Origin of the sequence: Roseimarinus sediminis (genome assembly GCF_050433125.1) — a bacterium.
Classification (GTDB): domain Bacteria; phylum Bacteroidota; class Bacteroidia; order Bacteroidales; family Prolixibacteraceae; genus Roseimarinus; species Roseimarinus sediminis.
Genome location: NZ_JBNPXV010000015.1, coordinates 81,385 through 97,826, shown reverse-complemented (window position 1 = coordinate 97,826; position 16,442 = coordinate 81,385). Strand labels below are relative to the sequence as shown.

Here is a 16,442-nt window from a genome sequence, read left to right as displayed (position 1 = left end):
ACTGGCCCTGATAGTCAATTTTGGAGAGTTAAGTCTTAATGTTAAACGAATTGTGAAATAATCATAAAACTATTCAATCATAACCCGATAATATTGAGTTATATTCGTGAATTCGTGGCAATATTTTTCTGCCACGAATTCACGAATAATAAGTTTTAATGAACTTTGTTTCGAGACCTTACAACGAAGCAAAATTGTCGATGAAAATTAATGAAATGAACGATTTGAATAAGCATTTAGCACATTGGTCGAACCTAATTTGTGAGCTGTCGTCAAAGGGACACGCGGTTGCGCTCGGCTTGTTCAATACCGGAGGTAAACTACTGTATGCCAATGGTCCAATGTGCTATTATTTAAACACCACCGAAAGCGAACTGCAAGCCCGAAACTTCTTTGTAAACCCGCAATTCGACTCGTTTGTGCAAGGCGAAGGTTTGGTTTTTGAGGGCTATACCACCATTGGCAATTATGCCGACAGCAGTTTTGTACTTTTGGCCAAGGTTTATAAGCAGGCCGATCAGATTTTTGTTTTTGCCGAACCCAATGTGCCCGAACTCTTCGAAAACAACCTGAAATTGAGCGAACTGAACCAACAGGTAAACAACCTGCAACGCCAGCTAATAAAAGAAAAGAAAAACCTTGAGCTTACTTTGTCTAAGTTGAAAGAAACGCAACAAATGCTCATCCATTCCGAAAAAATGAACGCCCTGGGCAAACTGGTGGCAGGAGTAGCACACGAAATCAACAACCCCATCGCCTTTGTTTACAGCAACCTGCATTCGATGGGCAACTATTTCGACGACATTTTTACTACCTATCAGCACCTGGAACTATTGATTGCAAAAAGTTGCAACGAAAAGCTTTCGGAAGAAGCACAACAATTGCGCAAAAATGCCGACCTCGACTTTTTGCGTGACGATGTTGACGACATGCTTTCCGAAACAAAAACCGGTGTCGATCGGGTGAAAACGATAGTTGAAGACCTGCGCCGCTTTTCTCGCCTCGATGAAGCCGAAAGCAAAACCATCGACCTGATTGAAAACCTGCGATCCACCATCGCCATTACCCGCGTTCAGATGGATCCGAAGAGGATAAAATTTAGCTTTGATGCACCTGAAAAACTAGTAATAAGCTGTTTTCCCGGCCAGCTCAACCAAGCCATTCTAAATATACTGATCAATGCCATACAAGCAGTTCCCGACGAAGGCGAAGTGAGCATGAAAGTGGCTTCCGACAATAAGGAAGTGCAAATTATTATTGAAGACAACGGCCCGGGCATACCACCCGAAATACAAAACCGGATTTTCGAACCATTTTTCACCACAAAGCCCGTGGGCAGCGGAACCGGGCTTGGCTTAAGCATTACCTACAAAATTATTGTTGACTTGCACAAAGGTTCAATTGCTGTTCAATCAGAGTCCGCCCAGAACACATCGTTCTGCATCACAATTCCACAAAAACAAGTGGAAAAGCGAATGGCTTAAAATGCTTTTCACTACATTTGATTGTTTCCAAAAAAAGAATAATGTTAGAAGAACAAGACTTATATAACGAGGACTACCGTAATCTACTCATCATCGACGACGAACCTGAAATAGTGAAAGCACTAACACGTCAGTTTCGTCGTAAATACAAGGTTTTCTCAACAAGCAATGCCAGAGAAGCTTTCGACATTCTTGAACGGGAACACATTCAGGTGGTGGTGTCCGATCAGCGCATGCCCGGCATGAGCGGAGTGGAGTTCTTCAGTCGCATAAAAACAAAATACCCCGATGCGCTTAAACTTATTCTTACGGGCTACTCCGATATCGAAGCCGTAATAGGTGCCATCAACGAAGGCCAGATTTTTCGCTATGTTACCAAGCCATGGAACCCCGAAGAACTTAATGTAATTGTTAAAGAAGCTTTTGAAAAACACGAGCTGATTACCAACAACCGCAAATTGATGCAACAACTGCAAGATGCCAACGAAACATTGGAACATAAGGTGCAAGAGCGAACCAAAGAACTTGCAATGGCCAACCAAAAACTGATCGAATTAAATAGTGAGAAAAACCGCTACATTGGCATGGTGGCTCACGACCTGCGAAACCCCATTGGTGTGGCTGAATCGTTCTCGGCACTTCTGATAGAAGATTTGGACCTGGTTGACAAGCATACTGAACGAGAATACCTTGGGCACATTAACAAAAGTTGCAATTTCTCGCTCGACCTGATTCACAACTTCCTGAATGTTTCAAAAATTGAAGCCAGCGTTTTCGATGTTGACCTACAGGAAGTTGATTATATTTCGTTTGTAAAAGAGGCGATTAAGCAGGAACAATTTTTTGCGGGCAATAAAGAACAAAAAATAGTTTTTACCTGTTCGGCCAACGAGATAATTGTCCAAATCGACCAGAATAAAATGCAGCAGGTCATCAACAATTTGCTAAGCAATGCCATTAAGTATTCGATGCCTAATACATGCATCACGGTCGATATTTCAAAAAAAGGCAGTGCGATTCATACCGCAGTAAGCGATCAGGGACAAGGAATTCCTGCCAACGAAATAGATTCATTGTTTGTACCCTTTCAAACCACCTCGGTAAAACCAACCGGCAACGAAAAATCGATCGGGCTGGGTTTAGCCATTGTGAAAAAAATAATTGCGGCCCACGGTGGAGAAATCTGGGTTGAGAGCGAGGTGGGCAAAGGCAGCACCTTTCACTTTACACTAAACATTTAAAGATGAAAAAACTTATATCGTACTTTCTGCAGGGGGTGCTGCTGGTAGCTCCCCTGTTCATTACCGGCTACATTATTTACTATGTTTTTACCACCATCGACAGCTGGCTGAGTCATAATATAGAAGTACTGTTTGGCTTTTCAATTCCTGGAATGGGAATCGTCATCCTGTTTGTATTGCTCACCCTGCTGGGCTTTATCGGTCAGTTGGCCATCACCCGCCCGGTCAAGCACTTACTGAAAAAGCTGCTCGAACGCATTCCTTTACTGAACCTGTTGTACAGCTCACTCAACGACATGTTTTCGGCCTTTGTAGGCAAAACGCGAAAATTCAATACACCGGTTAAGGTGCATTTTAATACCGAAAATAACCTGTGGAAGCTGGGGTTTATAACCAAGAAAAGTCTTGAAGAAATTGAAGAACCCGGTCTTACCGCCGTTTACTTTCCTCACTCGTACAACTTCTCGGGCGAACTTTATCTCGTACCTTCCGAAAGGGTATACACCATCGGGCTCACGGCTGCACAAACCATGAAGTTCATTGTTTCGGGCGGGGTCACCAGCATTGTTGATGACAAAGTGGCCAGTACCCCTTTATGAACAATATCCGTTCGGCTTAAACCACTTGGAATTCGGCCGTATATGCTTTCAATCCAAATGGCTTCCAAACATTGATGTCCAATAATTTTAAAAATTTCCCAAAAAATTAGACCTTTGCATCCTAAATTAATTTTTTGAATGATGAGCATAGAGACAATACAACAGGATATTATTAATGAGTTTTCCCTTTTCGACGACTGGATGGACAAATACGCCCATCTGATTGAAATGGGCAATGAACTGCCTCCAATCGACGAGCAATACAAAGTAGAACAAAATATCATTCGTGGCTGCCAGTCGCAGGTGTGGATCAATGCCGAGCTGAATAACGGACTGCTCGAATACCAGGGCGAAAGCGATGCACTGATTGTGAAAGGGCTGGTGGCACTGGTACTTCGCGTGGTCAACAAACAAAAGCCCGAAGCCGTGATGAATGCTGATTTTCATTTCATCGACGAAATTGGTCTGAAAGAACACCTCTCACCCACCCGGTCGAACGGTTTGCTGGCCATGATCAAACAAATTAAGCTCTACGCTGTTGCTTATAACAAGATAGAAAAAAGTCATTAGTCATGAAGTCATTGAGTAAAACCTTTTGCGAAATTGGCACATTGACTTTTTCCTAATGACTAATGACTTATTGACTTTTTCCTGATGACTTTTTCCCAATGAATTAATACTTTAACGATGGCAGACGATATAAGAATTGAAAGAATAAAGGCAGAATTGCACGACGTGTTCGACCCCGAGATTCCGGTAAACATTTACGATCTGGGGCTGATATACAGCATCGATGTGGATGAAGAAAACAAGGCAACCGTGGTAATGACACTTACCGCTCCCGGTTGTCCGGTGGCCGATATGATCGTGCAACAGGTATACGACAAGGCCATTTCGGTTGAAGGCGTTGACGACTGCTTTGTCGATCTCACCTTCGACCCGCCATGGGATAAATCGATGATGAGCGAAGAAGCCAAACTCGAACTTGGATTCTTTTAAACCACCAGATAGTATTTTAAATTCATAATGAGAAAGAGACCGGACAATTGCCGGTCTCTTTTGCTGTTGATTTGATTGAAATCAGGTAGTTAACCCCTTAGTCTTCATTATTTACATTGACCTCAATTTTACTAAGCAACTCAATATTCTGCAGGTCGGAATAATCATACTGATAAAAACCGTCTTCGCCAATCATAAAAAGCACGCTCCCCAGGGGAATCACATCGAAGGCATCGATGTCTTCGAAATGTGCCAGCAGCGTGATCGACTGATCGGGTGCAGCAGCATCATAAACTTTCAGGCCGTCTTCACCATCGCAGATAAAAAGCACATCACCGTCAATCCCCAATCCGTGGGGACGGGTCATTTCATAAGTCTTTTCGAGTACAGGATGTTGCAGATTCGAAATATCAACCACTTCGAGCACGTTGCGGGTGGCGCCGCAGTTGTTACCCTCGCGCAGGGTGATGTAGGCAAAATGCTCGTCGGCCACCACCGGATCGCAGGCCGTAACATGGGTGTACTGCGACAGAAAAGTATAGGACGGAAGTGCTGAGATATCATAAATGTACATTCCCTGCTGAGCACCCAAAAACATGGTCTCATTCCTGATAAACATGGTTTCGATGTTCCAGCCAGCATACCAGGTGTTCTGTTCTTTTACACTTCCATCATTTTCAACCTGAAAGGTGGTCAGCGAAGAACCATCCTTCAACACCAGCAAATAATCATCATACTGACCAAAACGCGCCATCGAGCCCCCGGTGCCAAAATCTCCTCCGGCAGCTCCGCCCCCCATATCGGCCGCACCATTCATGCTTCTCTCGGCCATCGAGCTGTACCAGAAAATGGGATAATATTGAGGTTCATGTTTCAACCTTTCTCTCATTTCGGTAATTTCCCAATCGACCACCACGCCCTTCGCTTCATCGATCGTTCCAAGGGCATACGTTTCATCGTATTCGGGAAGCGTATATTGAAAGATCGCTTCCTTGCGGTCGATTTCCACCGGGGTATCCAGGTCAGTAATGTCGATCACCACCAGATCGATGTAACTGTCGGCATACAAGAAATTTCCCCGTATGGCGATATCTACATTGCCGGGAATGTTGATAAACGAACGCCTGACCGGGTTGGACGGGTCGCTGTTATCGACTACATGAATGCCTTTCATGTATTCATTAATAAAAAGTACATCTCCCTTGAAGTAGATTTTACCTGGATTGACCAGTTCGCGTGTTGTTTCGATCGAAACACTTTTTCTCAAATCGGAATAGCTCATGTAAACCGGTGAATTGGCCGTGTATTCAACATAGGTTTCATCCTGACACGACCAGAACAAGGCTGGAAATACAAGCAGGATAAAAAATAGCGTAACCTTGGGATGCTTCATGGCTTTATGCTTGTTTTATGTAAGGGCAGACCGTCATACCGCCCACTGTTTTTCGTTTAAACACGTTTTAGATGAAACAAAGCCCTTTTGGGTTGCGCAGTCACGCAACCAAAGTCGAAATGCTTTCATCCAAAGGAGTAACTAATTCGATAGAACATGAAAAACCTTATCCTTCTTCTCGTACTTCTTTTACCATTGATAAGCAAAGCACAATCGGAAATCGCAGCTGACGAAAACAAATGGAACATCACTTTTGATGCAGGACTGCTCATTGGGCATCCCGACGCTGATTATCCTGCGCCCTTTGTTTCGAATATTTCTTTCCTTTACAACCTGAATGACCGGGTATGGGCCGGTGCCGGATCGGGTGCCCAAGTAATAGGCAAGACCTTTATTCCCCTGTTTCTCGAATTACGGGCGATCCCTTTTAAAAGCAAGCCCCTGTTTGTTTACAATCGGTTTGGCGGAACGCTTTGTGTCAATAAAAACCTGAGCGATGAAGACGGCTACCAACCTTCTACCATCAACCAGCCCCACCCTTTGTATGAAAATGTAAATACAAGTGGCGGGATAATGAACGAATGCGGCTTGGGTGTTCTGCTCGATCGCGGACAATGGAAAAGCACTTACAGCATTGGCTACAGCTACCAGCAAACCAGGGATGAGCTCACCTACGGTACCATAAAAACCTATGAGAACCACTTCAACCGACTGGTCATTAAAATTGGTTTCTGGTTTTAACACTGCCAATCAAAACATACAGCCCGATCATAAAATGGCTGCAGCTTGAAAAATCAACAATTTCTTCCGATAATTGCTATTATTAAACGATAACTTTTAAAACAGAAATATGGAAGAAGGAATTTTTACTGCTGCCTACTGGCTCGACTTACTTGCAAAGATTATTGAATGGTTCAAAGCCGAATTTCCTGGCCTGCTCATCATTGTGGTATTGCTCTTTGTTACGCTTCGGCTCCTGCATTTTTTTATAAAGCGGCTCAGTCGTTTTATTATACGTCGTGCCGAAAGGCACAGTCCGGCAGACATTCGCGAAAGTGAAAAACGCATCAACACCATTGTAGGCATCCTGCAGAGTTTGGGAAAGATCCTCATTTGGGCAACAGCCATCGTGGCCATCTTAAGCAAATTCAACATCGACATCCGTCCCATACTGGCAGGTGCCGGTATTCTTGGTTTAGCCGTGGGCTTTGGAGCCCAGGAACTGGTTCGCGATTTTATTTCGGGCTTCTTCATGATCCTTGAAAACCAAATAAGGACAGGCGATGTAGCCATCATCAACGGTACCGGCGGATCGGTTGAAAAAATTGAATTGCGCACCATTACGCTGCGTGATTTCTCTGGTGTTGTTCATGTTTTTCAGAATGGAAAAATCAATACCCTGTCGAATATGACCAAAGAATGGTCGGCCATGGTCATCGACATGGGCGTTGCCTACAAGGAAGATCCTGAACAGGTGATTGGTATCATGGCCCACGTAGGTGAGCAACTGCGTCAGGATCCCGAATTCGGTCCTAAAATCATCGAGCCCATCGAAGTAGTTGGAGTCAACGAGTTTGGCAATAGCGCTGTGGTAATTAGAGCGCGCCTTAAAACCAAACCCATCGAGCAATGGAACGTTGGACGCGAATACCGCAAACGACTTAAAAAAGCCTTCGACGAACAAGGCATCGAAATCCCATTCCCGCACACCACCATTTATTGGGGTGAAAAAATTGAACCTTTAAAGATGGAAATAGAACGAAACAATCAACTCAGCGAATAAAATTCAGCCCGGGTCCATCCGGGCTTTATTATTGTTACTACAACAAAACACCCTTACAGCTCGAATTATCAGCTTTTTAATGAAAATATGTAACTGAATAACTATGATAATTAAAAAAGTTACCTTATTTTCGATAAATTCGTACGCAATTCAAAATGTGATATTATGGAAAGAAAAAATTTGGGAAGCATGTATACACATGTTTTCAGGGAATACTGGGATCAAAAATTATTTTCCGATTACGGAGGCGAAGTATTTACCTACAGCGAGGTGGCTCACTCGATCCATACGCTAAAGGGAATATTTGAAAAAGCAGGCTTAAAACCCGGAGAAAAAGTAGCCATATACGGACGTAACTCCTCCAACTGGGCCAAGATTTTTCTGGCCACCATGGCCTACGGTGCCATTGCCGTTCCCATTCTTCCCGACTTTGTTCCCGATAACGTATATCACATTGTCGAACATTCGGAGTCGAAGTTTCTGTTTGCAGCCAAATCGCTCTACAACAGCATTGACCACAACCAACTGAAAGGCATTGAAGGCTGCATTGCCATCGACGATTTTTCTATCCTCGAATGCAAAAATGAAAAACTGAAAGCACTTTCAGCCGAAGGCTTGAGACAGATGAAAGGAGAAAGGGTGAAAAAAGAAGATTTCTTCTTTGTTGAACGTGACGACGACGAAATGCAGGTACTTTCGTACACCTCCGGTTCATCGGGCTTTTCAAAGGGAGTGATGATTCCGGTGCGCAGCCTTTTTTCGAACATCGTATTTGCTCAGGATCACATGCCACTGCGATCGGAAGACCGCATTGTATCACTGCTGCCCATGGCGCATGTTTTCGGCCTGGCCTTCGAATTCCTGTTCCCCATTACCATGGGTTGTTACACCACCTTCCTTACCAAAACACCAAGTCCCAAAGTGCTGCTTGATGCTTTCAAGGAAATACGTCCCAACCTGATCTTCTTTGTTCCGCTGATTATTGAAAAAATATACAAGAAAAAATTGCTGCCTACCCTGCAAAAGCCGGTCATGAAAGTGCTGCTTGCGCTTCCCGGGATTAACAAGCTCATCCACAAAAAAATCAGATCGTCGCTGGTTGAAAGCTTTGGAGGTAATTTCTTCGAAGTGATCATTGGAGGAGCTGCGCTCAGTGCCGAAGTAGAAACCCTGTTGCGCAAAATTAAGTTTCCCTTTACCATTGGTTACGGAATGACCGAATGTGGTCCCTTAATCAGTTATGCGAGCTGGGATACTATCAGACTTCATTCGGCCGGCAAACTGGTCGACAGAATGGAAATACGCATCGAAAGCAACGACCCCTACAATACGGTGGGCGAAATACAGGTAAAAGGTACCAATGTGATGCTGGGCTACTACAAAAACGAAGAAGCCAACCGCAATACCTTCTCTGAAGACGGCTGGCTTAAAACCGGCGACCTGGGCGTGATTGACCACGACAATTTTGTTTATATCAAAGGTCGCTCGAAGAACATGCTGTTGGGGCCCAGCGGACAAAACATCTATCCCGAAGAACTGGAAGCACGACTCAACAACCTGCCTTACATTCAGGAATGTGTCGTCATACAGCGCAATTCAAAACTCACCGCACTGGTTTATCCCGATAAGGAAGCAATGAAGGCCGAAGTAATTGTCAACGATGCGCTGCCTGCCATTATGGAAGAAAATCGCAGAACCTTTAACCAGCAGGTGGCTTCGTACGAACAGCTGAGCAAAATCGAACTGGTTGAAGAGGAGTTTGAGAAAACACCTAAACGCAACATCAAGCGCTTTTTGTACACCTGATCAATTTTAACTGAAATACTAAACGGTTCCGGCTGACCACCGGGACCGTTTTTTCAATATAAAAGTGAATAGCAAAACCATGAACCAACTACCACCCTTAGTACTTGAGTGCCCCGAATGCGGCGAACGTTACCTCATCTCGCGCAACCAGGCCATGCCTTCGGAAAAAGCCACCCTATATTCCGACGGCTTTTACATCGACCAGGTCAACTGGCGCACGCCGCTGATCATTGGCTGTGTTACCTGCGAACTGGGATTCTTTCCCGAAAAAGGAAAACTGATTGCTGAACCCGAATGGGATGAATTCAATGAAAAATGGTCGGAAATACGCAAGGCCGAGGCGCCCACAGCGGGGGCATTGGCCCTTGAACTGCGCGCCCGGCGAAACATGAATACCGACGAAGCGCTTGCCCTGCGTCGTGAATTTTGGTATGCCGGTGTACACAGCGAAACTGGCCGCTTACTGATGTCGCGTAACAAGAAATTCGAACAATTCTGGCTCAACAGTCTGGAGCAACTCGAAGCAATGACTGGTACCGAAAGCAATGAAGCCCTTCGGCTGAAGGCCGAAATGAACCGGCAACTGGGCCGTTTCGACCAATGCCTTGAACTACTGAAAAACCTTAGTGATAAGCAGTCCCGCCAAATTGCCGAAAAAGCAGGCAAAAAGGAAAGCGGGGTTTTCATTCTTAACTGAATAAGTCAGAAGAAAGTCATTGAGTCATTAGGAAAAAGTTATTGACTAAACCACTTTCTGACTCAATGATTTTTTGACACATTGACTTATCGACTTTCTGACTTTTACTTTTCTACCCCTCTCAACTTTTGGGGCGTTGATCCTGTTTATTATTTCTTTGGTGGAAAAGCAGGCCAACATGCTCTATTTCCATTGATTTCCGTTATTTTTGTTGAAAAGAACACTGGAAGTGAAACAACTTATATTCTATATATTAATTAATCTTACAATCTGGGTTCCGGTACTGTCACAACAGCCGCTTAACCAGAACCAGAGCAAGGTACAGCTGGCGGCCATGTACTATCGCGACCAGCAATATGAGCAGGCCCGCGACCTCTACCTCGAGCTGTTTAACAGCACCAACATGTCGCATTATTTCGATTATTACATTACCTGCCTGGTTTCACTCAAAGATTATGAAGAAGCTGAGAAGGCGCTAAAGAAGCAAATCAGAAAAACCAATAACCCTACGCTGAAAATTACCCTGGGCTATCTGTACAAGGAAATGGGCGATGAAGAACAGTCAAGGGCTACTTATCAGGAAATCATCGATCAGCTGAGCGGCAGCAAGGGAATCATCATCAACATCGGAAATTCCTTCTTCAACCGGCGCGAATTTGAGTTTGCCGAAAAAACCTATCTGAAAGGGCGTGAAGTATTACCCGAAGAGATGTTTCACAGCAATCTGGCCTCGGTGTACGGCTACATGCGCGACTACGACCGCATGATGAACGAATACATGGCGCTGGTGAGCGAAGACGAAGCCGAAGTGCCAAGAGTACAGGCACGCATCAATGCGCTGCTGCGTTACGATTTTGACAACAGCCTGCGAAAAACAGTGAAACGCGAAATTGTTAAAGCCATTCAGGATCAACCCGAAATCATTGCCTACAACCGCCTCCTCATTTGGATGTTCACCATCGAGAAAAACTACAGCCAGGCCCTGGCCAATGCCCTTGCACTCGACCGGCGTACGAAAACAGAGGAAGTGAACATTGTAAATTTTGCCAAAGGGGCTGCTCAGAACGAGCTGTACGATGTAGCACTCGAAGGATTGAACTACCTGCTGGCCCGTAAGCCGGTTCCAAGCAACATCAATCAGGTAAAAGAGGAAATTGTTAAAGTAAAATACAGCCAATTTGTAAATCTTCCGCCGTCGAAACGGGGCAAGGGCGAAGCGCTGCTGGCGGCCTTCGAACAAAGCCTGAACGATCTGGGCTATGCGCGCGAAACCGTCAACCTGATCAGGCATTACGCCCACCTCTTGTCGTTTTATCTCGACCGGAGCGATAGGGCCTACGAAGTGCTCGAAAAGGGACTGGCTATACAGGGGCTCAGCAACAGCGAACGTTCGATACTGCGTATTGAACTGGCCGATGCTTATGTAAACGACAACCGGCTTTGGGAAGCAGCTCTTTTGTATTCCCGCCTGATTGAGGCCAACCAGGGGAACCCGCTGGGCGACGAGGTACAACTTAAAAAGGCCAGGCTATCGTACTACATTGGCGATATTAACTGGGCACGCGCCCAGCTCGATGTGCTGAAAGCCAGCACCTCAAAACTCATTGCCAACGATGCCATGGAATTATCGATGCTCATCGCTGCCAATTACGATCTCGACACCATTGCCGAACCCATTCAGCAGTTTGCCCGGGCCGATCTGCATCTGTTCCAGCAAAACGATTCGCTGGCCCTGCTCACCTTCGACTCCATTACAACCAGCTATCCGGGCCATGCACTGGCCGACGAGATCTTAATGCGCAAGGCACTGATAAATGTGAACAACTTCAACTTTGAAAAAGCAGCAGCATTATACAACGAGGTGCTTGAAAGCTATGCCTACAGCACCTCGGCCGATGATGCTGCCTACAAACTGGCCTTGCTTTACGAAAACAAAATGAATGAAAAAGAAAAGGCACAGGATCTGTACCGTCAAATTCTTACCGCTTTCCCCGGAAGTATTTATGTAGCCGATGCCCGCAGTCGGTTCAGAGCATTGCGTGGCGACGACCCACTGCCCGAAGACATCAGTCCTTATGAAGATTCCAATTTTATTCCATAGCGCCTTCAAGGTGCTTCACAAGGAAGAAAAAGCCGTTTTGCTAGCACTTACGGCTGTTTTATTCTGGTCGACCGTGCCCACTGCATTTAAAATCGGGCTCAACACCTTATTGCCTGAACAGCTGATTTTCATTGCTTCGGGGGTATCATTTTTTATTTTGCTTTTTCTTGTGATCCAAAGCGGAAAAATTAAATTGCTCAAAAGTATTGGTATCCGGTCATTGCTTTATTCTGCCCTGCTGGGCTTTCTGAATCCTTTTCTTTATTACATTTTGCTTTTTAAAGCCTACAGCCTTTTACCAGCCCAGGTAGCACAGCCCATTAACATGGTATGGCCCATTGTACTGGTACTTTTGTCGGCGCCGCTGCTCAAGCAGCCCCTTACCGCGAAAGTGCTTATTTCCCTCTTCATCAGCTTTACCGGGGTTTTACTCATTTCGGGGCAGGGACGCTTTTTTCAGTTTGAAGCCAACCCCGAGGGAGTGATACTGGCGCTCATTAGTTCGCTGGTGTGGTCGTTATACTGGATTTTCAGCGTAAAAAACAAAAACGATGAGCTCATCAAGCTGCTGCTTAATTTTGCCTTTGGAACCCTTTATCTCGGCATCTATCTTCTGCTTTTTTCCGATTTCAGTTTTGAATGGAATAAGAGCATGAAGGCCGCCATTTATATTGGCTTCTTCGAAATAGGTTTTTCCTTTGTTCTTTGGATGAAAGCACTTTCGCTGACCAGTAACAATGCACGCATTGCCAACCTGATTTATATCGCTCCCTTTTTATCCTTAATTTTTGTACATTTCATCCTTGGCGAAGAAATTTACCTGACCACAGTTATTGGTATTGCACTCATTGTGGCCGGTATTTTGTACCAGCAATACCAGCACCGGAAGAAACGAAAGGCCGCACGGTCAATTTAGCCGGCCGGGCAACAAGCAAAGGCATTACACGTTAAATAAAAATAAAATGAAACCATCGATGAACCATACAATTATTCAACGTATCAAATTGATTGCAACAGCGCTTGTACTGATGGCACTGGCCCTTGCGCTGTGGAGCTGCTCAGAAGACGAAGATGAACAGCCGCAAAAAACGAAAACAGCCAACGAATACATCTATGAAACCTTTGAGGAATGGTACCTGTGGTACGACCAGATTCCTGAGGTCGACCCCCTTGACTATACTTCATTTGAGTCGTTGATTGAAGCCATCACGACAGAACAGGACCGCTGGAGTTTTGCCGGCTCGTACACCGAAGTAATGAAGCTTTTCCAAAGTGGCGAATACAAAGGCTTTGGAAGCGGTTTTATGATCGACTATGACGGACAGATCAAGATCACCCATGTGTACACCAATTCACCCATGGGACGCAAACAGGTAGAGCGCGGATGGATCGTGAACAGCGTAAATGGCTATACCACCAGTCAGCTTGACAAAATCAATGAGGCCCTGTCGTCCGACGAAGCCGTCAATTTCGACATGACCGACCACCATGGCAGCAATCATCAGTTTTCGATTGCCCGTGAAGCTTTCACCATGAATACCGTTTTGCATTCGCAAATCATCCAAAGCGAGGAGAAACAAATTGGCTACCTTGTTTTCGACAGTTTCACCGAAACTTCACAAAGCGAACTAAAAACCGTTTTTGAACACTTTGTCCTCAACGGGGTGGATGAGTTGATTGTTGACCTGCGTTACAACGGTGGCGGACTTAACACAACAGCAGAGATGCTCATTGGAATGATTGGTGGAGCCAAGGTCGACCAGCAGGTCATTTCGAAAACGCTTTTTAACGATCAAAAATCATCGCTCAACGAATCGGTCACTTCGAACTACAACGGTCCGGCGCTTGAAATCGATCGTGCTTTTTTCATCACCACCAGCCAGACTGCCTCGGCCAGTGAAATGGTGATTAACGCCCTGAGCCCCTACATGGAAGTAATTCAGGTGGGAAGCACCACCCATGGCAAACCCGTGGGCATGAGCATCCTTTCGGTGAAGGCCATCGACCTGGCCATCCTGCCGGTTACTTTTAAGAATGCCAACAGCGAAGATTACGGCGATTACTACAACGGCTTAGTTCCCAACTATACCGAAGCCGACGATTTATCGCACAACTGGGGCGACCCCGACGAAAGTATGTTAAGCACCACCCTTGGCTTGATACTACAGTCGGCCATCAGCATCGAAAGCGAAAGTGCTTTAAAGAGTACACAAATCAGCAGGCAAAAGGCATGGGAATACAGCGGAATCAATCAGTTCATTAACGCATGGTAGCAGAAAAGCCACAAATTATATTGGGCATCGACCCCGGTTCAAATTTCATGGGCTATGGCGTCATACGGGTGGAAGGAAAAAACACTTCGATCGTGAGTATGGGCGTACTGGCTCCCGGGAAATTTAAAACCCACTACGAAAAACTGAAATACCTTTTCGACCGGGTAATGCAGGTGATTGAACAATATCAACCCGACGAGGTCGCACTCGAAGCCCCCTTCTTTGGCAAAAATGTTCAGTCGATGCTGAAACTTGGGCGGGCACAGGGAGTCGCCATGTCGGCAGCCCTGTATCATAATTTACCCATTTTTGAATATGCTCCCCTGAAGGTAAAACAATCGATCACCGGCATGGGGCGGGCATCGAAAGAACAAGTAGCCTATTTTCTTCAAAAAATGTACGGCCTGACCGAAATTCCTACAGAACTCGATGCAACCGATGCCATTGCAGTTGCCGTATGTCATGTGATCCAGAAATCGAATCCTGTTGCTCAAAAAGCCTACAGCGGCTGGGGCGATTTCATACGTAAAAACCCGGGAAGGGTCAAATAAAGAAAGAAAAAAGTCAGAAAGTCATTGGGAAAAAAGTCATTAAGATAATGACCAATGACTTATTGACTTTCTGACTAAATGGCTTTCTGACTAATTGACTTTCTGACTTTTTCCAAATGACCAGCACTTAAAAAAAAGCCCCGCACAAGGCGAGGCTATCTATGTTGTTTGAAACAGCTCTTACGAAAGTTGGCGAATACGTTTCATGGCTTCCAATACGTTTTCGCGGTCGGCAAAAGCCGAGAACCTGAAATAACCTTCGCCCGATGGCCCAAAACCCGAACCGGGGGTTCCCACCACATTGGCTTCGTTGAGTACCTTGTCGAAGAAATCCCATGAGCTCAGTCCGTTTTTGGTCTTCACCCAAACGTAAGGTGCATTCACACCACCATATACCGTATAGCCTGCTGCTTCGAGGCTCTCACGCATAATGCGGGCGTTTTCGAGATAGTAGGCAATGGTTTCTTCCACTTCCTTTTTTCCTTCGGAAGAATAAACGGCCGCGGCTGCTTTTTGCACCGGATAGGAAACCCCGTTGAACTTGGTCGACTGACGACGGTTCCACAATGGTTTTACCGGATAAGCCTTGCCTGCCTTATCGTACGCCATAACACTGTCGGGAATGACGGTAAAGGCACAACGGGTACCGGTGAAGCCGGCTGTTTTCGAAAAACTGCGGAATTCAATGGCACATTTTTCTGCTCCTTCAATTTCGTAAATCGAACGGGGAATGAAAGGATCGGTAATGAAGGCCTGATAAGCAGCATCAAACAAAATGATGCTCTTCTTCTCTATCGCATAATCGACCCATTTTTTCAGCTCTTCTTTGGTTGCCACCGTACCGGTTGGATTGTTGGGATAACAAAGAAAAATCAGGTCGACCTGTTCTTTGGGCAATTCGGGGACAAAGCTGTTTTCCTCGGTACAGGGCATGTACACAATGCCTTCGAAGTAGCCGTCTTTGTTTTTCCCGGTTTTACCCGACATGACGGTGGTATCGACATAAACGGGATACACCGGATCGCCAACGGCAATCACATTGTCGTTCCCAAAAATCTCCTGGATGTTTCCGGTATCGCACTTCGATCCGTCGGAGATGAAGATATCGTCGGCTTTAATGTTTACGCCCAACTGCTGATAGTCGTTTTTTGCAATGGCTTCACGCAGAAATTCGTAGCCCTGCTCCGGACCATAACCCCTGAAACTGGCACCACTGGCCATTTCTTCCACTCCTTCGTGAAAGGCTTTGATGATGGCCGGCGACAAGGGGCGCGTTACATCACCAATCCCCATTTTGATGATCTTTTTATCGGGATTGGCGTCGCTGAATTCCTTCACTCGTCGCCCTATTTCGGGAAATAAATAACCTGCTTGTAGCTTCAGGTAATGCTCATTGATAAATGCCATAATAAAATTTTTATGATTTTTGTCTCTGATTTTTCAATTCGGGTTTTGCAAAGATAAAAAAATTAAATTGCCTGCTATTTTGTCGGTCATGAAACCAGGCAATGTAAA

The 16,442-nt window shown here is 45.3% G+C and carries 15 protein-coding genes; 13 read left to right on the top strand and 2 right to left on the bottom strand.

Annotated features, from left to right (window positions below; all coding sequences use genetic code 11):
- Window positions 1-158: 158 nt before the first annotated feature.
- The 5 genes from FHS86_RS16520 to FHS86_RS16500 all read left to right on the top strand — a co-directional run bounded on the left by FHS86_RS16520 (window position 159) and on the right by FHS86_RS16500 (window position 4,323).
- Entirely contained in the window at window positions 159-1,484 is a 1,326-nt protein-coding gene (locus FHS86_RS16520; protein WP_429416259.1) for a sensor histidine kinase, read from the top strand.
- Window positions 1,485-1,525: 41 nt separating this feature from the next.
- Window positions 1,526-2,725 carry an ATP-binding protein gene (locus FHS86_RS16515; RefSeq protein ID WP_429416256.1) on the top strand — a complete coding sequence of 400 codons (1,200 nt, stop codon included), beginning with the start codon at window positions 1,526-1,528 and terminating at the stop codon, window positions 2,723-2,725.
- Window positions 2,726-2,727: 2 nt separating this feature from the next.
- Window positions 2,728-3,324, top strand: coding sequence for a DUF502 domain-containing protein (locus FHS86_RS16510; RefSeq protein ID WP_429416254.1), 597 nt, complete (start codon window positions 2,728-2,730; stop codon window positions 3,322-3,324).
- A 138-nt stretch (window positions 3,325-3,462) separates the two neighbouring features.
- Window positions 3,463-3,894 carry a SufE family protein gene (locus FHS86_RS16505; RefSeq protein ID WP_429416251.1) on the top strand — a complete coding sequence of 144 codons (432 nt, stop codon included), beginning with the start codon at window positions 3,463-3,465 and terminating at the stop codon, window positions 3,892-3,894.
- Window positions 3,895-4,011: 117 nt separating this feature from the next.
- The gene (locus FHS86_RS16500; RefSeq protein WP_429416248.1) at window positions 4,012-4,323 is read left to right on the top strand and encodes a metal-sulfur cluster assembly factor; all 312 of its coding nucleotides are present in this window, start codon (window positions 4,012-4,014) and stop codon (window positions 4,321-4,323) included.
- A gap of 97 nt (window positions 4,324-4,420) precedes the next feature.
- On the opposite strand, the gene FHS86_RS16495 is transcribed toward FHS86_RS16500, so the two are convergent.
- Window positions 4,421-5,716 (bottom strand): LVIVD repeat-containing protein, encoded by a 1,296-nt coding sequence (locus FHS86_RS16495; RefSeq protein ID WP_429416245.1) that lies wholly within the window; start codon window positions 5,714-5,716, stop codon window positions 4,421-4,423.
- A 156-nt stretch (window positions 5,717-5,872) separates the two neighbouring features.
- On the opposite strand from FHS86_RS16495, the gene FHS86_RS16490 reads away from it, so the two are divergent.
- From FHS86_RS16490 to ruvC, 8 genes are all read left to right on the top strand, one after another.
- The gene (locus FHS86_RS16490; RefSeq protein WP_429416242.1) at window positions 5,873-6,457 is read left to right on the top strand and encodes a hypothetical protein; all 585 of its coding nucleotides are present in this window, start codon (window positions 5,873-5,875) and stop codon (window positions 6,455-6,457) included.
- A gap of 109 nt (window positions 6,458-6,566) precedes the next feature.
- Entirely contained in the window at window positions 6,567-7,499 is a 933-nt protein-coding gene (locus FHS86_RS16485; RefSeq protein WP_429416239.1) for a mechanosensitive ion channel family protein, read from the top strand.
- 165 nt (window positions 7,500-7,664) lie between these two features.
- Window positions 7,665-9,305, top strand: coding sequence for an AMP-binding protein (locus FHS86_RS16480; RefSeq protein WP_429416236.1), 1,641 nt, complete (start codon window positions 7,665-7,667; stop codon window positions 9,303-9,305).
- 79 nt (window positions 9,306-9,384) lie between these two features.
- The gene (locus tag FHS86_RS16475; protein WP_429416233.1) at window positions 9,385-10,002 is read left to right on the top strand and encodes a hypothetical protein; all 618 of its coding nucleotides are present in this window, start codon (window positions 9,385-9,387) and stop codon (window positions 10,000-10,002) included.
- Window positions 10,003-10,231: 229 nt separating this feature from the next.
- Window positions 10,232-12,103 carry a tetratricopeptide repeat protein gene (locus FHS86_RS16470; RefSeq protein WP_429416230.1) on the top strand — a complete coding sequence of 624 codons (1,872 nt, stop codon included), beginning with the start codon at window positions 10,232-10,234 and terminating at the stop codon, window positions 12,101-12,103.
- Window positions 12,078-13,019: a DMT family transporter gene (locus FHS86_RS16465; RefSeq protein WP_429416227.1), complete on the top strand. Its 942-nt coding sequence runs from the start codon at window positions 12,078-12,080 to the stop codon at window positions 13,017-13,019. Before FHS86_RS16470 ends, FHS86_RS16465 begins: the two co-directional genes overlap by 26 nt.
- A 58-nt stretch (window positions 13,020-13,077) precedes the next feature.
- Window positions 13,078-14,376 (top strand): S41 family peptidase, encoded by a 1,299-nt coding sequence (locus FHS86_RS16460; RefSeq protein WP_429416225.1) that lies wholly within the window; start codon window positions 13,078-13,080, stop codon window positions 14,374-14,376.
- Window positions 14,370-14,927, top strand: coding sequence for a crossover junction endodeoxyribonuclease RuvC (gene ruvC, locus FHS86_RS16455; RefSeq protein ID WP_429416222.1), 558 nt, complete (start codon window positions 14,370-14,372; stop codon window positions 14,925-14,927). The genes FHS86_RS16460 and ruvC overlap by 7 nt, the downstream gene beginning before the upstream one ends.
- A gap of 180 nt (window positions 14,928-15,107) precedes the next feature.
- Here ruvC and FHS86_RS16450 read toward each other — a convergent pair whose 3' ends face one another.
- Window positions 15,108-16,334 (bottom strand): LL-diaminopimelate aminotransferase, encoded by a 1,227-nt coding sequence (locus FHS86_RS16450; protein ID WP_429416219.1) that lies wholly within the window; start codon window positions 16,332-16,334, stop codon window positions 15,108-15,110.
- Window positions 16,335-16,442 lie beyond the last annotated feature (108 nt).